This is a genomic window from Proteus sp. Marseille-Q3619 (assembly GCF_965283115.1).
This window is the reverse complement of the sequence record NZ_CBDIMP010000001.1, coordinates 2,294,028-2,311,161: the sequence shown is the minus strand read 5'-3', so window position 1 is coordinate 2,311,161 and position 17,134 is coordinate 2,294,028. Positions and strand designations below refer to the sequence as shown.

At 38.9% G+C, this 17,134-nt stretch carries 18 protein-coding genes; 12 read left to right on the top strand and 6 right to left on the bottom strand.

The features are described 5' to 3' along the window. Window positions 1-10: 10 nt before the first annotated feature. The 3 genes from hslU (at window position 11) to rraA (ending at window position 2,973) form a co-directional block, all read left to right on the top strand. A complete protein-coding gene (gene hslU, locus ACWPWK_RS10535) occupies window positions 11-1,345 on the top strand; it encodes an HslU--HslV peptidase ATPase subunit (protein WP_099073971.1) in 1,335 nt (444 codons plus the stop codon). A gap of 97 nt (window positions 1,346-1,442) precedes the next feature. Beyond that, window positions 1,443-2,360, top strand: coding sequence for a 1,4-dihydroxy-2-naphthoate polyprenyltransferase (locus tag ACWPWK_RS10530; protein ID WP_109373415.1), 918 nt, complete (start codon window positions 1,443-1,445; stop codon window positions 2,358-2,360). 109 nt (window positions 2,361-2,469) lie between these two features. Further along, on the top strand, window positions 2,470-2,973 hold the full coding sequence (gene rraA / locus ACWPWK_RS10525) for a ribonuclease E activity regulator RraA (protein ID WP_100157725.1): 504 nt from the start codon (window positions 2,470-2,472) through the stop codon (window positions 2,971-2,973). A gap of 93 nt (window positions 2,974-3,066) precedes the next feature. Here the strand turns inward: rraA and zapB are convergent, their stop codons facing one another. Continuing rightward, window positions 3,067-3,309: a septal ring assembly protein ZapB gene (zapB, locus tag ACWPWK_RS10520; RefSeq protein ID WP_109373414.1), complete on the bottom strand. Its 243-nt coding sequence runs from the start codon at window positions 3,307-3,309 to the stop codon at window positions 3,067-3,069. Between the two features lie 294 nt (window positions 3,310-3,603). On the opposite strand from zapB, the gene ACWPWK_RS10515 reads away from it, so the two are divergent. Continuing rightward, window positions 3,604-4,419, top strand: coding sequence for an MIP/aquaporin family protein (locus ACWPWK_RS10515; protein ID WP_109373413.1), 816 nt, complete (start codon window positions 3,604-3,606; stop codon window positions 4,417-4,419). Window positions 4,420-4,461: 42 nt separating this feature from the next. Further along, window positions 4,462-5,994 carry a glycerol kinase GlpK gene (glpK, locus tag ACWPWK_RS10510; RefSeq protein ID WP_088494086.1) on the top strand — a complete coding sequence of 511 codons (1,533 nt, stop codon included), beginning with the start codon at window positions 4,462-4,464 and terminating at the stop codon, window positions 5,992-5,994. A gap of 97 nt (window positions 5,995-6,091) precedes the next feature. Here glpK and emrD read toward each other — a convergent pair whose 3' ends face one another. Next, complete coding sequence (gene emrD, locus ACWPWK_RS10505; RefSeq protein ID WP_109373445.1) at window positions 6,092-7,276, bottom strand: multidrug efflux MFS transporter EmrD; 1,185 nt, start codon at window positions 7,274-7,276, stop codon at window positions 6,092-6,094. A gap of 337 nt (window positions 7,277-7,613) precedes the next feature. Here emrD and fpr point away from each other — a divergent pair, with 337 nt between their 5' ends. Then, complete coding sequence (gene fpr / locus ACWPWK_RS10500; protein ID WP_109373412.1) at window positions 7,614-8,360, top strand: ferredoxin--NADP(+) reductase; 747 nt, start codon at window positions 7,614-7,616, stop codon at window positions 8,358-8,360. Window positions 8,361-8,433: 73 nt separating this feature from the next. Here fpr and ACWPWK_RS10495 read toward each other — a convergent pair whose 3' ends face one another. Next, window positions 8,434-8,865, bottom strand: coding sequence for a DUF805 domain-containing protein (locus ACWPWK_RS10495; protein ID WP_109373411.1), 432 nt, complete (start codon window positions 8,863-8,865; stop codon window positions 8,434-8,436). Between the two features lie 97 nt (window positions 8,866-8,962). Between ACWPWK_RS10495 and ACWPWK_RS10490 the strand changes: the two genes are divergently transcribed. Continuing rightward, window positions 8,963-9,598 carry a DUF1454 family protein gene (locus tag ACWPWK_RS10490; protein WP_109373410.1) on the top strand — a complete coding sequence of 212 codons (636 nt, stop codon included), beginning with the start codon at window positions 8,963-8,965 and terminating at the stop codon, window positions 9,596-9,598. 106 nt (window positions 9,599-9,704) lie between these two features. Then, a complete protein-coding gene (gene tpiA, locus ACWPWK_RS10485) occupies window positions 9,705-10,475 on the top strand; it encodes a triose-phosphate isomerase (protein ID WP_069366847.1) in 771 nt (256 codons plus the stop codon). Between the two features lie 100 nt (window positions 10,476-10,575). Here tpiA and ACWPWK_RS10480 read toward each other — a convergent pair whose 3' ends face one another. Continuing rightward, window positions 10,576-11,577, bottom strand: a complete 1,002-nt coding sequence (locus ACWPWK_RS10480; RefSeq protein WP_109373409.1) for a sulfate ABC transporter substrate-binding protein — start codon at window positions 11,575-11,577, stop codon at window positions 10,576-10,578. Window positions 11,578-11,834: 257 nt separating this feature from the next. Then, complete coding sequence (gene pfkA / locus ACWPWK_RS10475; protein ID WP_075673000.1) at window positions 11,835-12,812, bottom strand: 6-phosphofructokinase; 978 nt, start codon at window positions 12,810-12,812, stop codon at window positions 11,835-11,837. A gap of 532 nt (window positions 12,813-13,344) precedes the next feature. On the opposite strand from pfkA, the gene fabG reads away from it, so the two are divergent. From fabG to ACWPWK_RS10460, 3 genes are all read left to right on the top strand, one after another. Continuing rightward, entirely contained in the window at window positions 13,345-14,100 is a 756-nt protein-coding gene (fabG, locus tag ACWPWK_RS10470; RefSeq protein ID WP_109373408.1) for a 3-oxoacyl-ACP reductase FabG, read from the top strand. Window positions 14,101-14,369: 269 nt separating this feature from the next. After that, the gene (locus ACWPWK_RS10465) at window positions 14,370-14,924 is read left to right on the top strand and encodes a hypothetical protein (RefSeq protein ID WP_454208846.1); all 555 of its coding nucleotides are present in this window, start codon (window positions 14,370-14,372) and stop codon (window positions 14,922-14,924) included. Then, window positions 14,921-15,436, top strand: a complete 516-nt coding sequence (locus ACWPWK_RS10460; RefSeq protein ID WP_454209239.1) for a glycosyltransferase family 9 protein — start codon at window positions 14,921-14,923, stop codon at window positions 15,434-15,436. The genes ACWPWK_RS10465 and ACWPWK_RS10460 overlap by 4 nt, the downstream gene beginning before the upstream one ends. Before the next feature lie 231 nt (window positions 15,437-15,667). On the opposite strand, the gene cpxP is transcribed toward ACWPWK_RS10460, so the two are convergent. After that, on the bottom strand, window positions 15,668-16,231 hold the full coding sequence (gene cpxP / locus ACWPWK_RS10455; RefSeq protein WP_109373406.1) for a cell-envelope stress modulator CpxP: 564 nt from the start codon (window positions 16,229-16,231) through the stop codon (window positions 15,668-15,670). Between the two features lie 198 nt (window positions 16,232-16,429). On the opposite strand from cpxP, the gene cpxR reads away from it, so the two are divergent. Beyond that, the gene (cpxR, locus tag ACWPWK_RS10450; RefSeq protein WP_023583423.1) at window positions 16,430-17,128 is read left to right on the top strand and encodes an envelope stress response regulator transcription factor CpxR; all 699 of its coding nucleotides are present in this window, start codon (window positions 16,430-16,432) and stop codon (window positions 17,126-17,128) included. Window positions 17,129-17,134: the final 6 nt, after the last annotated feature.

Genomic DNA, 17,134 nt, shown 5'->3' with positions numbered 1-17,134 from the left:
ATTAGAGAGCATGTCTGAAATGACTCCTCGCGAAATTGCCAGTGAACTTGATAGATTTATTATTGGTCAAGATAAAGCGAAACGTGCTGTGGCGATTGCCCTACGTAACCGCTGGCGTCGTATGCAGCTTGATGAAGCGCTACGCCATGAAGTCACACCTAAAAATATTCTGATGATTGGACCTACCGGTGTAGGTAAAACTGAAATTGCACGCCGTTTAGCAAAATTGGCAAATGCACCTTTCATCAAAGTCGAAGCAACTAAATTCACCGAAGTGGGTTATGTGGGTAAAGAAGTCGATTCTATTATCCGTGACTTAACCGACTCTGCGGTAAAAATGGTACGTAGCCAAGCAATTGAAAAAAATCGCTTCCGCGCTGAGGAAATGGCTGAAGAACGTATCCTTGATGTACTTATTCCACCAGCAAAAAATAACTGGGGCGTAACAGAACAAGCATCAGAACCTTCAGCTGCACGTCAATCTTTCCGTAAAAAATTACGTGAAGGTCAATTAGACGATAAAGAGATTGAAATTGAGTTATCTGCAACACCAATGGGTGTTGAAATTATGGCTCCTCCAGGAATGGAAGAGATGACGAACCAATTACAATCTATGTTCCAAAATTTGGCAGGGCAAAAGCAAAAAGCGCGCAAGATGAAAATCAAAGATGCGTTTAAGCTTATTGTTGAAGAAGAAGCTGCTAAATTAGTTAACCCTGAAGAGCTTAAACAACAAGCTATTGATGCGGTAGAACAACACGGTATCGTCTTTATTGATGAAGTAGATAAAATCTGTAAACGTGGTGGACAAAGTTCTGGCCCTGACGTTTCTCGTGAAGGTGTACAGCGTGACCTCTTACCACTGGTTGAAGGTTGTACAGTTTCAACAAAACACGGTATGGTAAAAACAGACCATATTCTGTTTATTGCATCAGGCGCTTTCCAAGTTTCAAGTCCTTCTGATTTAATTCCTGAATTACAAGGACGTCTGCCAATTCGCGTTGAACTTCAAGCGCTGACAGCAGAAGATTTTGAGCGTATTCTAACTGAACCTAATGCATCGTTAACAAAACAGTATGAGGCATTAATGGCAACCGAAGGTGTGTCTATTAGCTTCACCGAAGACGGTATTCGCAAAATTGCTGAATCAGCATGGCGCGTAAACGAAACCACTGAAAATATCGGTGCTCGTCGTTTGCATACTGTTTTAGAGCGTTTGATGGAAGAAATTTCCTACGATGCAAGTGAACGTCAAGGTCAATCAGTATTGATTGATGCAGAATATGTGAAACAGCATCTGGATGAGCTTGTCGCAGATGAAGATCTGAGTCGATTTATTTTATAATCAACTTGTGCGATCCTTATCAGCAATATTTACGTGGGAGGCTTGCCTCCCATTCTTATTTTTATAATAACAACGAACATGAGTATCGAATTTCAGCATGAGCTCTCTAAATTCCACTAGCCGGACCCAAGCCTGGCTTGAAAGTTTACGACCCAAAACTCTACCTTTAGGGTTAATTGCCATTGTGACTGGTTCCGCATTAGCGTATTGGATGGGTCATTTTGAGCTACCTATTGCACTGCTTGCTATATTGACAGCAGGAACGTTACAGATCTTATCAAACCTTGCCAATGACTATGGTGATGCCGTAAAAGGAACAGATACTGAAGAGCGTTTAGGGCCACTTCGTGGAATGCAAAAAGGCATAATAACAGCGGCTCAAATGAAAAAAGCGCTGATCCTAAATGTTATTATTTCCTGTATCTGCGGTATTGCACTGATTATTGTCGCCTGTAAAAAGCCAGAAGACGCTATTGGCTTCTTAGTGATGGGTTTACTCGCTATTGTTGCTGCGATTACTTATACCGTGGGTAAGCGCCCTTATGGTTATATGGGGCTGGGTGATATCTCTGTTTTAATTTTCTTTGGCTGGTTAAGTGTCATCGGAACTTATTACTTACAATCCAACACTTTTGATATTGTTACCCTACTTCCTGCCACAGCCTGTGGTTTACTTTCTGTCGCTGTTCTAAACATTAATAATATGCGCGATTTAGAAAGTGATATTCAGGCAGGTAAACATACATTAGCTGTTCGCTTAGGTCCTGCTGGCTCACGAACTTACCATACGTGTGTTATTTTTCTCTCTATTGCCTGCTTAATTATCTTCACTCTACTTTATATGCATCGCTGGACCGCGTGGTTATTTTTACTCGCCACCCCTATGCTTTTACTGCATATCAAACGTGTGAATGCCGATCATTCAGGTGAGGCGATGCGTCCACTACTCGAACATATGGTAAAAGCAGCACTGTTAACTAACGTTCTTTTCTCTTTAGGTTTAGTTTTAGAATAATTTCACTCGATTGTTGATTTGACTCACTGAATTTTCAGTGAGTCTTTTGCCAACCGCCCCTGTTAAGGGATATACTGGACTTTCCTGTGGCAACCTGACGTAATCTCCTATGAAATATGATACTTCTGAACTCTGTGATATCTATCAAGAAGATATCAATGTCGTAGAACCGCTTTTCTCAAACTTTGGTGGTCAAAGTGCCTTTAACGGGCAAATCATCACCGTTAAATGTTTTGAAGATAATGGCCTGCTTTATGACTTACTCGAAGAAAATGGCAAGGGTCGTATTCTTTTGGTCGATGGCGGTGGCTCTGTACGTAAAGCCTTAGTTGATGCTGAACTAGCGCGACTTGCTGTTTCTAATGAATGGGAAGGTATTGTCGTTTACGGCGCCGTACGTCAAGTTGATGCATTATCAGAGCTTGATTTAGGTATTCAAGCAATGGCTGCTATTCCTGCGGGTTGCCAAAGTGAAGGCATTGGTGAAAGTGATATCCGTGTTAACTTCGGTGGTGTTACTTTCTTCTCTGGCGATTATCTTTATGCTGATAACACAGGGATCATTTTATCTGAAGAGCCATTAGGCTTAGATGAAGATTTGATTGAAGAGTAATTGTTACTTTTACCTGCGTTCTTACGATTTCAATACTCAAAAGCCACCTAACGGTGGCTTTTGTTTTTTTAGACTTTAAGCAAATAAAGACAATTATTGCACATCTTCCATTTTGCCTAACAGCGCGCGTAAACGCTCCTGCCAAGTTGATTGCTCTTGTTTCAGTTCTTCATTTTCACGAACAAGGGCTTCGCGTGATCCTGCTGCTTCTTGAACTTCTTGGCTTAGCGCGTTATTTTTTTCTTTTAACTCTTCGATTTCCATCTGTAATAACGTGATGGTATCAATGGCTTGTTGTACTTTTGATTCTAACTTCTCGAAAACTTCAAATGACATACTGTAATCCCCCATATAATCGATACTTCCGATTGTAAGTAGCCTATCAACAACTGTCTAGCATCTTCCGAGGAATTACATTCTTTTTTCAATTTATCAAAAATACTGGTCAGATCACATTACAAATGTCGAACAAGTCACTAATTAAGAGCGTTTTCACTCATTTTCTTGATGAGACACACAAATTTCAATTTCGCTTATTCTCGTTTACGCTCATTAACGATAAATTCACAGTTATCTTTTCAATTCGAAAAGAATACTAACAATAAATAACCCTCTTTCAGGATAGAATATATGAGCCAGACGAAAACCTCTCTTATGGGTCAATGCATTTCTGAATTTATCGGAACTGCGTTGCTAGTCTTCTTTGGTCTTGGTTGTGTTGCTGCGGTACGTATTGCAGGCGCAGAGCTAGGACTATGGGAGATAAGTATTATCTGGGGGCTGGGTGTTGCCTTAGCCGTTTATCTTACCGCAGGCACCTCTGGTGCTCACCTGAACCCTGCTGTTACCGTTGCATTTTGGCTATTTGCTTGCTTTGAGCGCAGAAAAGTCGTTCCTTATATTATTGCACAAATGTTAGGTGGCTTCTTTGCCGCGGCTATTGTGTACTTTATGTACTACAGTGTTTTCCTCGACTACGAACAAGTTAATGGCATTGTCAGAGGCTCACAAGAAAGTCTCTTCACTGCTGGTGTATTTTCAACTTATCCTGCAGCTCAAATTTCCGTTGTACATGCCTTTTTTGTTGAAGTTATCATTGCCGTTATATTAGTTGGCTTAATTTTAGCCTTAACTGATGATGGCAACGGTGTACCTAAAGGCCCATTAGCACCTTTATTAATTGGTATCTTAATTGCCGTAATCGGTGGTGCATTTGGCCCATTAACTGGATTCGCCTTAAACCCAGCTCGTGACTTTGGTCCAAAACTGGTTGCGTACTTTGCTGGCTGGGGTGATATTGCGCTGACTGGTGGACGTGATATCCCTTATTTCTTAGTTCCAATGATTGCTCCATTTATCGGTGGTATCTTAGGTGCATTGGCTTACCGTAAATTAATTGGCCGTCACTTACCTTGCGATACCTGCAAAATTGAAGACGATAAATAAAGTTAAGAGCAATATTGTTGATTATCAGAACAGGTTACTAACATGACAACAGAAACAAATACATCGAATACCGAGAAAAAATACATTGTTGCACTGGATCAGGGTACAACCAGTTCACGCGCCGTAGTCATTGACCACGATGCCAATATCGTCAGTATTTCACAACGTGAATTCACCCAAATCTATCCTAAGCCAGGCTGGGTTGAACACGATCCAATGGAAATTTGGGCGACACAAAGTGCAACCTTAGTTGAAGTATTAGCAAAAGCAGATATTCCATCCGACCACGTTGCAGGTATTGGTATCACAAACCAACGTGAAACCACTATTGTATGGGATAAAGAAACGGGTAAACCTGTTTATAATGCAATTGTATGGCAATGCCGTCGTACTGCGGATTTCTGTACTCGCTTAAAAGATAAAGAAGGTGTTGAAGAATATATCCGTCAAAACACGGGTTTAATGGTTGACCCTTATTTCTCTGGTACAAAATTAAAATGGATCCTCGACAACGTCGAAGGTGCTCGTGAAAAAGCAGAAAAAGGCGAATTGTTATTCGGTACTGTTGATACTTGGTTAGTTTGGAAAATGACACAAGGTCGCGTTCACGTTACAGATTTCACTAACGCCTCACGCACCATGTTATTTAATATCCACTCTTTAGATTGGGATCAAAAAATCCTCGATCTGCTGGATATTCCTCGCAATATGCTACCAAAAGTTGTGCCATCTTCAGAAGTTTATGGCCAAACAAACATTGGTGGTAAAGGGGGTACACGTATTCCTATCGCGGGTATGGCGGGTGACCAACAAGCTGCACTTTATGGTCAACTTTGCGTACAAAGCGGTATGGCAAAAAATACCTATGGTACAGGTTGCTTCTTACTGATGAACACAGGTAAAGAAGCGGTTCGCTCTAATCATGGTTTGTTAACAACAATCTGTTGTGGTCCTCGCGGTGAAGTGAACTATGCCCTAGAAGGTGCGGTATTCGTTGGTGGTGCTTCCATTCAATGGCTACGTGATGAGTTAAAACTCATTGATGAAGCCACTGACTCTGAATACTTCGCAACTAAAGTTAATGATACTAATGGCGTCTATGTTGTTCCTGCATTTACAGGTTTAGGCGCACCATATTGGGATCCGTATGCCCGTGGCGCTATTTTTGGTTTAACCCGTGGCGCTAACCGTAATCACATTATTCGTGCAACCTTAGAATCTATCGCTTATCAAACACGCGATGTGCTTGATGCAATGCAAGCTGATTCAGGTGCACGTTTACAATCACTACGTGTTGATGGTGGTGCTGTTGCTAACAACTTCTTAATGCAATTCCAATCCGATATTTTAGGTACTCGTGTAGAACGCCCTGTTGTTCGTGAAAGTACCGCATTAGGTGCAGCATTCCTTGCAGGTCTTGCTATCGGTTTCTGGAATGATTTAGAAGAAGTGAAAAACAAAGCCGCTATTGATAAAGAATTCCGCCCTGGCATCGAAACCACTGAGCGTAACTATCGCTATAATGGTTGGAAAAAAGCCGTCGCTCGCGCTCAAGAGTGGGAAGATCGCGGTTAATTGCAGTAAAACAGTTTGAGAGAGAAGTAGCCTAGGCTACAAAACCAAAATGCCGAGACTTTTATCTCGGCATTTTTTATTTCAGTCACTGCATCAATTAAATAGTATGTTCTTCATGGCTAAAACGATGAGCCAAAGGAAGCCAACAAAGCATAATCGCCACTGACATAGCAAACATAATCATACCTAAACTAAATTGATTATGTTGTGGCAGTAAAGCAGAAAACCATGTTGCTACACCGGAACCTACATTTTGTAAACCACCCACCAGCGCACCTGCTGAACCCGCTAAATAAGGGAATGGCTCCATCGCCCCTGTTGTTGCTAATGGGAATAGCATACCTGCACCAAAGAAAAACAGTGCTGCGGGTACTAATAAAGTCCAAATATTAATAATATTTAGCCAACCAGGGATCCACATTAAAATCCCTGCGGATAAACAACAAAACACAGAATGCCACATCAGCTGTACAAAGGTTTTGCCTTCACGACCTGCATACCAAGCACCAAAAAATGCAGCAGGAATAGGCAAAATAAATAATATACTGATAGTGATACTATTTAATCCCAATACGCCGCCCATCAATACACCGCTTGATGCCTCAAAGACGGCAATACCTGATAACGCACAAATCAGCATAATTAAAAATGCACTGAAGGTACTGTTTGAAAGCAGTAAGTAAAATGATGATAACATTTTACGCTTTTCAACTTGTACAGGACGTGTTTCAGGCATCCAACGATACATACAGAAAAGAACGCTACTTCCCAATAATAATAAGAAGATATAACACGCATGCCAGCCAAAGAAGTGAGCGACCACACCACCAATCATAGGCGCTAATAATGGGCTAACTAAAACGCCCATATTTAACAAGCTATTGGCGTAACGTAATGCAGTTCCTGTATATAAATCACGAGGTTGGGTACGTGTCATTACACCTGCAACACCAGTTCCCATCCCTTGTAAGGTACTTGCAATCACCAGTGTGGTTAAATTTTGCGAGAAAATCGCCACAAGTGTTGATAAACAAAAAATAGTCATACCGACTAAAATAACAGGACGGCGCCCTACTTTGTCGGAAATAGGTCCATAAATTAGTTGTGAAAAACCATAAGAAAAAAGATAGGCACCCATAACTTGCTGTACCGCTCCGGTTGGCTCACCAAAGTAAACGGCTATATCAGCAATAACAGGAACATAAATAGTTTGAGTCATTTGACCCACAGCAACCAGTGCAATTATCAATAATAATAGATTTGCATGCTCTAACTTTCTCATTTCTTTTCTTTGCTCAAGAATTTCAGATAAATAAATTAACGGACAAGCACACACCACAGAGAATTTATAAAAATAAACTCCGCAAAATGCATGCCTTTTCAGAATGAGACTAAGTTAACAAATTTGGAGAAATTTGCGAGATAGCCAGCAATTTTTGTATGACACCTAATGTCAGAGAAAAACACCATAGCTGTCAATATAAATGTACATATTGTGTCATTGATTGACAAAATCTCAGATAAATAACATCACCACACCATCTTGATAAATAAAAAATCGCTTTCTATTTAGAATAAATAACCAACGTAAGCATGTTTATCAAAAGGAGATAATCTCTATGGCTAATTGGGTGAATGGAAAAGTTACTCAAGTTCATCACTGGACTGATGCATTAATGAGTCTTGTCATCAATGCTCCTATTGATAAGTTTACAGCTGGGCAATTTGCAAAATTAGCATTAGATATTGATGGCGAGCGAGTACAACGAGCCTACTCTTATGTGAATGCACCTAATGATCCCAATTTAGAGTTCTATCTGGTGACTGTGCCTGATGGAAAATTAAGCCCTAAATTGTGCGCGCTAAAAATAGGTGATGAAGTTCTTGTGACCAAACAAGCCAGTGGCTTTTTTGTATTAGAAGAAGTACCCACCGCGAATACACTTTGGATGCTTTCGACAGGCACCGCTATCGGCCCTTTCCTCTCTATTTTACAATTAGGTGAAGATCTCTCTCGATTTGAAAATATCGTTCTTGTCCACGCTGTTCGATATGCTAATGACTTAAGCTATTTACTTTTAATGGAAAAACTCGTTGAACGTTATCAAGGCAAATTACGCATTCAAACCGTTGTCAGCCGTGAAAATCATATTGGCTCATTAACAGGACGTATTCCTGCACTCATTGAAAGTGGGGCCTTAGAAAAAACAGTTGGCCTAACCATCAGCCCAGAAGAGAGCCATATTATGTTGTGTGGTAATCCACAAATGGTCAGAGACACTCAACAACTCTTGAAAGAGCAGCGGGAAATGCGTAAGCACTTACGACGAAAACCTGGGCATATCACCAGTGAGCAATATTGGTAATATGAAAAAGAGAAATAATAATAGGGGCGAATTCTTCTCTTTCGCCCTTATTAATTTATTTTAATAAAAAGTATTAGCGTAAGCGTCGGTAATTCACTTGCTCAGTTTGTTTACCAAAATAGTTTTCACCGTCATTACCAATAAATACACCACAATCAAGCAACATAATCACCCCAATAAAAGAAGGAAGAAAACGTCCAATCGCCCATTGCCAAAAAGGTTCTAAACTACTGGTATCGGCTAATCCTAACATCACGGCAAGTAAGAGTAATAAGAGCCATATTCCTCTTTTATTTCTATCATGCAGTCTTTTTGTAAAAATCGCGCATAAAGGATAAAGAATAAAAAAGATGAGTATCCACGTAACAATAGCTGGTAAGGGATAAATCATATCATTAATAATAAATAAGCCTAAAAAAAGAGCAAAACAAGCCCCTAAACCAGCCCAAAAATCACGACGTCCAATTCGTCCTTTGAATGAAAATGCCCAATGTTGTAAGGTCATAAATTCTCAATAATTTACTTAATTTGTGAATTACACTGTCCATTTGGTATCAAATAATACAGACTAGCCAATAACAGCACAGATAAGCGGAGGACAGATGATAAAAGCAAACACACTTTCTACGTTATACCTGATAATCATAAGTATTGCTCTTTGTTTGCCAGCTTCTGTTTTTGCAACAGAAATGTCTGTCGCACAAAAACAGCCCACTAAAGATGATATTGCCTATCTTAAACAAGATGCACCTGTTTTTGAAATAACCATTCCAGAGCTAAGAGCTAAGTTCAATCAACAAAATCCATTGTTATCGCTTAACGAATATAAAATTATTACTAATCACGATATTGCGATCCCTCTTGTTAGAGCCGCAACGCGTATCACGCCTTATCTCTATTCATCTGCAATATTAGAGCGCGGGAGCGAAAAAATAAAAAGTTTACAACTCACGCTGATCCACTCCCCTGATTCACCTGAATTAGAAAAGATAAATCGCGAGATCACAACGCAATACATTATCACTTTGATCGCCCAATTTGACTCATCAATAACCCAAGAGCAAATTCAAGAGGCTCTCAATTTATTCGCATTTAAAAATCAAAATTCTGATTATATTAGCCATGATGTGGGTGCTATTCGCTATATTATTGCTCATGAAGATAATCAATTAACCACCTTCGCCATTGAACCGATTAAGCTTTCTTTAAACAGCAAGATCGTTTCAGCTATTCCGTGATAAAAAACAAAGCTATTCTATTCATTGTTCTCTATACTGTTGTGCATCAACAGAATTCGTGTTTATTAGCAAACTAAATTTAAACCACTCGGTTGGAGGAAAAGTTATGCGCCATCCATTAGTCATGGGTAACTGGAAACTCAACGGCAGCATTCATATGGTTCATGAATTAATTGCTGCATTACGTAAAGAAGTTAGCGGTGTTGCGGGTTGTGATGTTGCTATCGCACCACCAGCAGTTTATCTATGCCAAGCACGCCATGAAATTGGTGGAAGCCGTATTGCATTAGGTGCTCAAGATACAGGTGTTAACTTATCAGGTGCTTTCACTGGTGAAACTTCAGCAGAAATGCTGAAAAACGTTGATGTTAAATACGTTATCATTGGTCACTCTGAGCGTCGTACTTATCATAAAGAATCTGACGAGTTTATCGCTCAAAAATTCGGCGTGTTAAAAGAGTTAGGTTTAACACCAGTATTATGTATTGGTGAAACTGAAGCTGAAAACGAAGCTGGCAAAACTCAAGAAGTATGCGCTCGCCAAATCGATGCTGTGTTAAATGCACACGGCGCAGCAGCATTTAAAGACGCGGTTATCGCTTATGAGCCAATATGGGCTATCGGTACAGGTAAATCTGCAACTCCAGCACAAGCTCAAGCTGTTCATAAATTTATTCGTGATCATATTGCGAAGAAAGATGCCGCTATCGCTGAACAAGTGATCATTCAATACGGTGGCTCTGTTAACGATAAAAATGCAGCAGAACTGTTTGGTCAACCAGACATCGATGGCGCATTAGTTGGTGGCGCTTCACTGAAAGCGGACGCATTTGCCGTTATCGTTAAAGCAGCAGCACAAGCTAAAGCGAAAAAATAATTTTTATCTTTCTGGCCTATGCCATTAATCGATAAAAATAGAGAAAATCACCTTACTGAAGATAAAGCAGAAGGTGATTTTTTTGTTTCTAGTCGTGCGATCAGCGACGACTTATTTCATCAAACACACCGCCTGTCGCAAAATGTGTTTTCTGTGCAGATTGCCAATCGCCAAAAACATTATTAAGTGTAAATAACTCTAGTTTTGGAAAACTGCTTTGGTATTTTTCCGCTATCGCTTTATCTCTAGGGCGATAATAGTTTTTCGCAGCGATTTCTTGTCCTTGTGGTGAATAAAGATAGTCTAAGTAAGCGGTAGCGATTTCTCGTGTGCCTCGCTTATCAACCACTTTATCAACGACTGAAACGGTTGGCTCTGCAAGAATAGAAACTGATGGAGTAACAATTTCAAATTTATCAGCCCCTAATTCATTAATCGCTAATAAAGCTTCGTTTTCCCATGCAATCAATACATCACCAATGCCCCGTTCAACAAAGGTATTTGTGGCTCCTCTTGCACCTGAATCTAACACCTCAACTTGCTGATAAAGTGCTTTGACGAAGGCTTTGGCTTTTTCACTGTCTTGATGATTGGCTTTTAATCCATATCCCCACGCTGCAAGATAATTCCATCTCGCACCGCCTGAGGTTTTTGGATTAGGGGTAATAATTGAAATACCTGGTTTGATTAATGAATCCCAATCGACTATTTGTTTAGGGTTTCCTTTTCTGACCAGAAAAACGATTGTTGACGTGTAAGGGGCAGAATTATCAGGAAGTCGTTTTAGCCACTGTTTATCAATACTCCCTCTTTGAGCAATTGCATCTATGTCATAAGCCAGTGCTAAGGTAACAACATCCGCTTCAATACCATTTATTACCGATGTTGCTTGCTTTCCTGAGCCACCATGTGATTGACGAATAGTCACGTTATCTCCCGTCTTCTGCTCCCAATGCTGGCTAAATGCTTGATTATACTGCTGATAAAGTTCTCTCGTTGGATCATAAGAGACATTCAATAATTGAATATCTTTAGCCCATAAAATATTGGAAAAAAGTAATGCCATTAAAGCGGTTGATAACACACCCCATTGTTTAAACATATCTATCCCCCTATCGTTAAGTATTTAACTAGGCTGACAGAAAGTTTTATAACGATGAAATAACAAAAAGCCGATGGATATACACAACAGGAATATATCTATCAATATAAAGGGGATCAGAAGAAATAAAGGAGGATAGAGATCGCTAAATGAAATGTTTTCACTCGAGAAACTACTCTGACACAAAAAAGTATCAGAGCAGTTCACGAATAAGGATAGAACTCAGAAAGGCTTTGGTATTACGGTGAGGCTATTGCTTAGTACAATTTTTTCGCGGTTTCATACCAATCAGCCTTAAAGACACGTTTCATATTCATAACCGCATCAATAATATCATGGTGAACCAGTTTTTCGTTTTGAATACCGACACAACGACCGCCATAGCCTTCTAATAGCAGTTGTACAGAGTAAGCACCCATGCGAGAAGCAAGAATACGGTCGTAAGCAACTGGAGAACCACCACGTTGGATATGACCTAATACCGTTGCACGCGTTTCATGTTTAGTTTCAGCTTCAATAAAACGCGCTAATTCATGCACATCACAAACGTGTTCAGTGATTGCAACGATGGCGTGACGTTTACCACGTTCAATACCCGCTTTGATTTCTGCCAGTAACTCATCACGATTAAAAGGTAATTCAGATTCAGGCAGAACAACAAATTCACAGCCCCCTGCGATTGCCGCAGACAGTGTTAAGTCGCCACAGTAACGTCCCATCACTTCTACGATAGAGATACGTTTGTGAGAAGTTGAAGTATCACGTAAGCGGTCAATGGCTTCAACAGCCGTTTCTAATGCAGTGAAATAACCAATAGTGTAGTCAGTACCAGCAACATCATTATCGATTGTGCCTGGTAAACCGATACATGGAAAACCTGCTTCCGTTAATTTTTTTGCACCTAAATAAGAACCATCACCACCAATAACAACTAAGGCATCAAGCTCATTTTGTTTCATGTTTTCGATAGCAACAGCACGTACATTGTCTTCACGGAACTCAGGGAAACGAGCAGAACCAAGGAATGTACCACCACGGTTGATCATGTCTGACACGCTAAAACGGTCGAGTTTTTTCATGCGATTTTCGTATAGCCCCATGTAGCCATCCATAATCCCATAAACCTCTAAACCTTCACTTAGTGCGGCACGGACAACACCACGGATCGCGGCATTCATACCTGGTGCATCACCACCACTTGTTAAAACCCCAATTCTTTTGATCCCATTGACCATGATTACCTCTGATTCTTATTCGATGTAATTATTGCAAAATTGTTGGAATAACTTTTTATTTCAATACCGGCTTATCTGGTGTAATTTTCCGATATCGTAAATGCTGAATTGATTCAACAATACCATTGTACGCATATTTTTTACCAGTTCATCATTATCGTACATTTTTTTTCATAAACTTGATGCGCATTAAACTAATCAGGTAGCCTGTATAAATATTATACTAGTCTATCTCAAACGCATTTCGCCAATAAGTTAACACTTTTTATACAGACACTTTACTGCCTTTTTGCATTCATCTCAAAAAAACGCTATTTACGCTAAAAAATAGCATCGGCATATTTTGATAAATATTCAGTTTTCTCTGGTGTGATGCTCTATCTACCGTTTATCTCTCTATTTTGTGATGTCATCCTTTCAAAGAAAAAGATGATCTAGGGTACATTTGTGACCAGCAACAAAGTTCTCTGGTTGATTTACCGCTTTTCAATCTAGACTGATACAGTGGAACTCACACTTAATAGGAGGTTTTATGTTTGATTTAACGGGTAAAATCGCTTTGGTTTCAGGTGGTGCAAAAGGCATTGGTAAAGGTATCGTTATCGCCCTAAAAAATAGTGGTGCGAAAGTGATTATTGCCGATATTGATGATGTTGCAGGCAATAAAACAAAGCAAGAATTGGATGTTGAGTTTATGCACCTTGATGTCACTCATCAATCTGCCTGCGAAAAAGTGGTTGATGATGTCGTGAAAGAGTACGGTAAACTCGATATTCTTTGTTCCAATACCGGTATTTTCCCTCAAGCCACTATTAAAGAGATGACGGAAGCCGATTGGGATAAAATGCATACCGTTAACCTCAAGGGGATGTTTTTCTTAGTAAAAGCAGCCCTTCGCGTAATGGAAAAACAAAAACAAGGTCGTGTAATTATCACTTCTTCTATTACAGGCGCTATTACGGGTTATCCGGGTTGGAGCCACTATGGTGCAAGTAAAGCAGGACAATTGGGTTTTATGCGTAGCGCAGCACTAGAATATGCACGTCATGGTATTACCATCAATGCTGTGATGCCAGGAAATATCCTCACCGAAGGCTTACAGGCGCAAGGTGAAGCCTATTTAAATCAGATGAAAGCGTCTATCCCAACACATACTTTAGGTGAACCAGAAGATATCGGCTATGCCGCCGCATTCTTTGCGTCGAATGAAGCCAAGTATATTACAGGTCAAACAATTATCGTGGATGGCGGGCAGATTTTACCTGAATCTCCAGAGGCGTTGTTGTAGCTTATATAGTATAGAGATATTATTTTTATGATATCTCTATACTACCTTAATTACTCTCCAGCTACACACCTGATTTAGTTCAATTAAATCAATGGATTAAATTAGAATCAAAGCTGTATATTAAAATACTATACAATCATTTATTGTTATGTGTTACCGTTGCATGTAACCATGTCTATATACATTAACAATATCTATTATTAGCCGTATTTTTATGAAGAAAAAAATTTGCAACATTAAGAGCTTGGAATAGAAAACGAAATTATGTAATGAAAGATATTCGCTATTATTTCAACTTGTTTATAGAAAAAATCCTTTGGGATAAACCTAAAAAAACAACTATTGATTTCAACTCAGTAAAAACAATACTAATTTTGCGCAATGAAGGAAAAATAGGTGATGTCATTGTAGACACGGCTATTATAAAGATACTATCTCAACACGGCTATATAATTGATATTTTAGTTACATCAACAAATGACTCGATATTAAAATATAATAATAATATAAGAAAAATATATATTGCCAATAATATAAGTCTTAATGATTTCATGAAGAAACACAATCACAATGTTAGTAAGGACGTTGTGAGAAAATTAAATGAAAATAATTATGATCTAATCATAGATCCATCTATGTTTAATATTCCTATACATAGACCTAGGCTTTTAAAAGAAATTTCAGCAAAAAACGTTATTAGTTTTAATAAGAAAAATTGGTTAAAACATTATAGTAAATCAATTTATTTTGATTATAATTTAGATCATATAAAAAAATCATATGAGCTATTATTAGCAGAATTTAATATTAATGAGAAAGCATAGATTATGATATTTGCTATCCCAATGATATTGATGAAGAAATAGAGAGTTATTTATTTACTCTACCTAAAAACACTAAGAATATCATAATAAATATATTTGCTGGTAGTGATGACCGTTGTTTATCTTTAACTCAAGCTAAAGAAATAGATGAAAAATTAAATTCCCTCTATAATGATATTAATATTATTATTTTAGATCATAAAAAAGTAATACCAGACAATACATTTAACCATGCAAAAATATATATACCAAAATCACTACAACACACTATTGCATTGATCTCAAAAGCAGATCTTGTTATATCACCCGATACCTCTATTGTGCATATTTCTGCAACATTCCGACGCCCTCTAGTAGCAATATATAAAGATGCTATCCACAATAATAAATTGTGGGGACCCGGCTATGATAATTCTCAACAGATTTTCGTTTCTAATGCAAAAACATATGAAGACAATAATATTGTTGAACAAATAATAGCTGCATCAGAGAAATATTTAGCCCCAAAATAGCAGTAACTCTCTTTATAAAAGAACTACTAAAATAATAAAAAAATACTCAGATAAAATATAAGGCACTTTTGAAATTTCTTATCTTGTAATTTTAAATAGAGTTACTCAATAAAAAAAAGCCCCTCTCCAGAGGGGCTGCAAAAGACAGGGATGGTGTCTATGGCAAGGAAAAAACTTCGTTGTTGCTACTTACTCTCTAACTAGGTACTGCTTTACTACACTCTTACTTCACTACTGATTCTGTTGACCTTGTTGGTCAACAGATGACATTTGCTGTTGGTAATTCTTTTCCAACTGCGCTTTCTGTTCTGGGGTTAACAGCTGATACATTTGGTTATGGACTTTCGCCATTTCAACATGGCGCTCAATTGCTTGTTTATCCATATCTTGCATCTGTGCTCTTACAGCCGCTTCATCAAATTTCTCAGCTGTGACTAATTTATGCATATTCTCATGACGCTGACGGAAATCTCCGTTATATCTGTCTTGATGATGCTGGCGCATTAAATCGCGCATTTGTGTACGTTGTTGTTCAGTTAATGTAATTCCGTTAAACATATAGGAGTCGCCGTAGCCGTTCCCCATCATATGTCCACCGTTATTCATCATATGACCACGTTGTCCACGGTGACCTCTATAATCACGGTCGCCATGCATTCCATTGCCATAACCACAGTGGTAATTACCATTATACTGTTGCTCAGTAGGCGGATTGGTATTTGTAGTTTCAGCTAATACCATCGTCGGAGCTGCCAAAAACATTGATGCTAGTGCAACTACTGCTACTTTACGCATTGCTTCACTCCTAATTCGGTAAATTAATACCGACCTAATTAATATGACTTCAATGTGTATAATTCATATGTGTAATTCTTTGCTATGTGGATTACTATACCGTTGCGGCTGCAAACTAGCGTCAGAGCGTGTAAAAGAACGTAAAGTCATAGATTCGCGCTATTTATTATCGTATTTTTCTCTTGGAGGAATTGACGAATGCATAAAATCTTATTAGTGGATGACGATCGCGAATTAACATCGCTATTGAAAGAACTGCTTGAAATGGAAGGCTTTAATGTTGTAATCGCCTCTGATGGCGAACAAGCACTTAAACTTTTGGATGCTTCTATCGACTTGTTATTACTGGATATCATGATGCCACGTAAAAACGGGATTGAGACACTCAAAGAATTACGCCAAAATTTCCAGACCCCTGTCATTATGTTAACGGCAAGAGGCAGTGATCTTGACCGAGTACTTGGCCTAGAGCTAGGTGCTGATGATTATTTACCAAAACCATTTAATGATAGAGAGCTAGTTGCTCGTATCAGAGCTATTTTACGTCGTTCTAACTGGAGCGAACAAAAACAGACTGACAGCAATACATCTCCAACATTACAGGTCGATAAGCTACAACTTAATCCTGGTCGACAAGAAGCAAGTTTTGATAATGAACCGCTAGAGTTAACAGGAACTGAGTTTACTTTGCTTTATTTACTTGCTCAGCATTTAGGACAAGTCGTATCTCGTGAACATCTAAGCCAAGAAGTACTTGGCAAGCGCTTAACACCGTTTGATAGAGCGATTGATATGCATATTTCTAATTTACGCCGTAAATTACCAGAAAGAACAGATGGACAACCTTGGTTTAAAACATTACGTGGCCGTGGTTATCTGATGGTTTCAATAACTTGATAAATA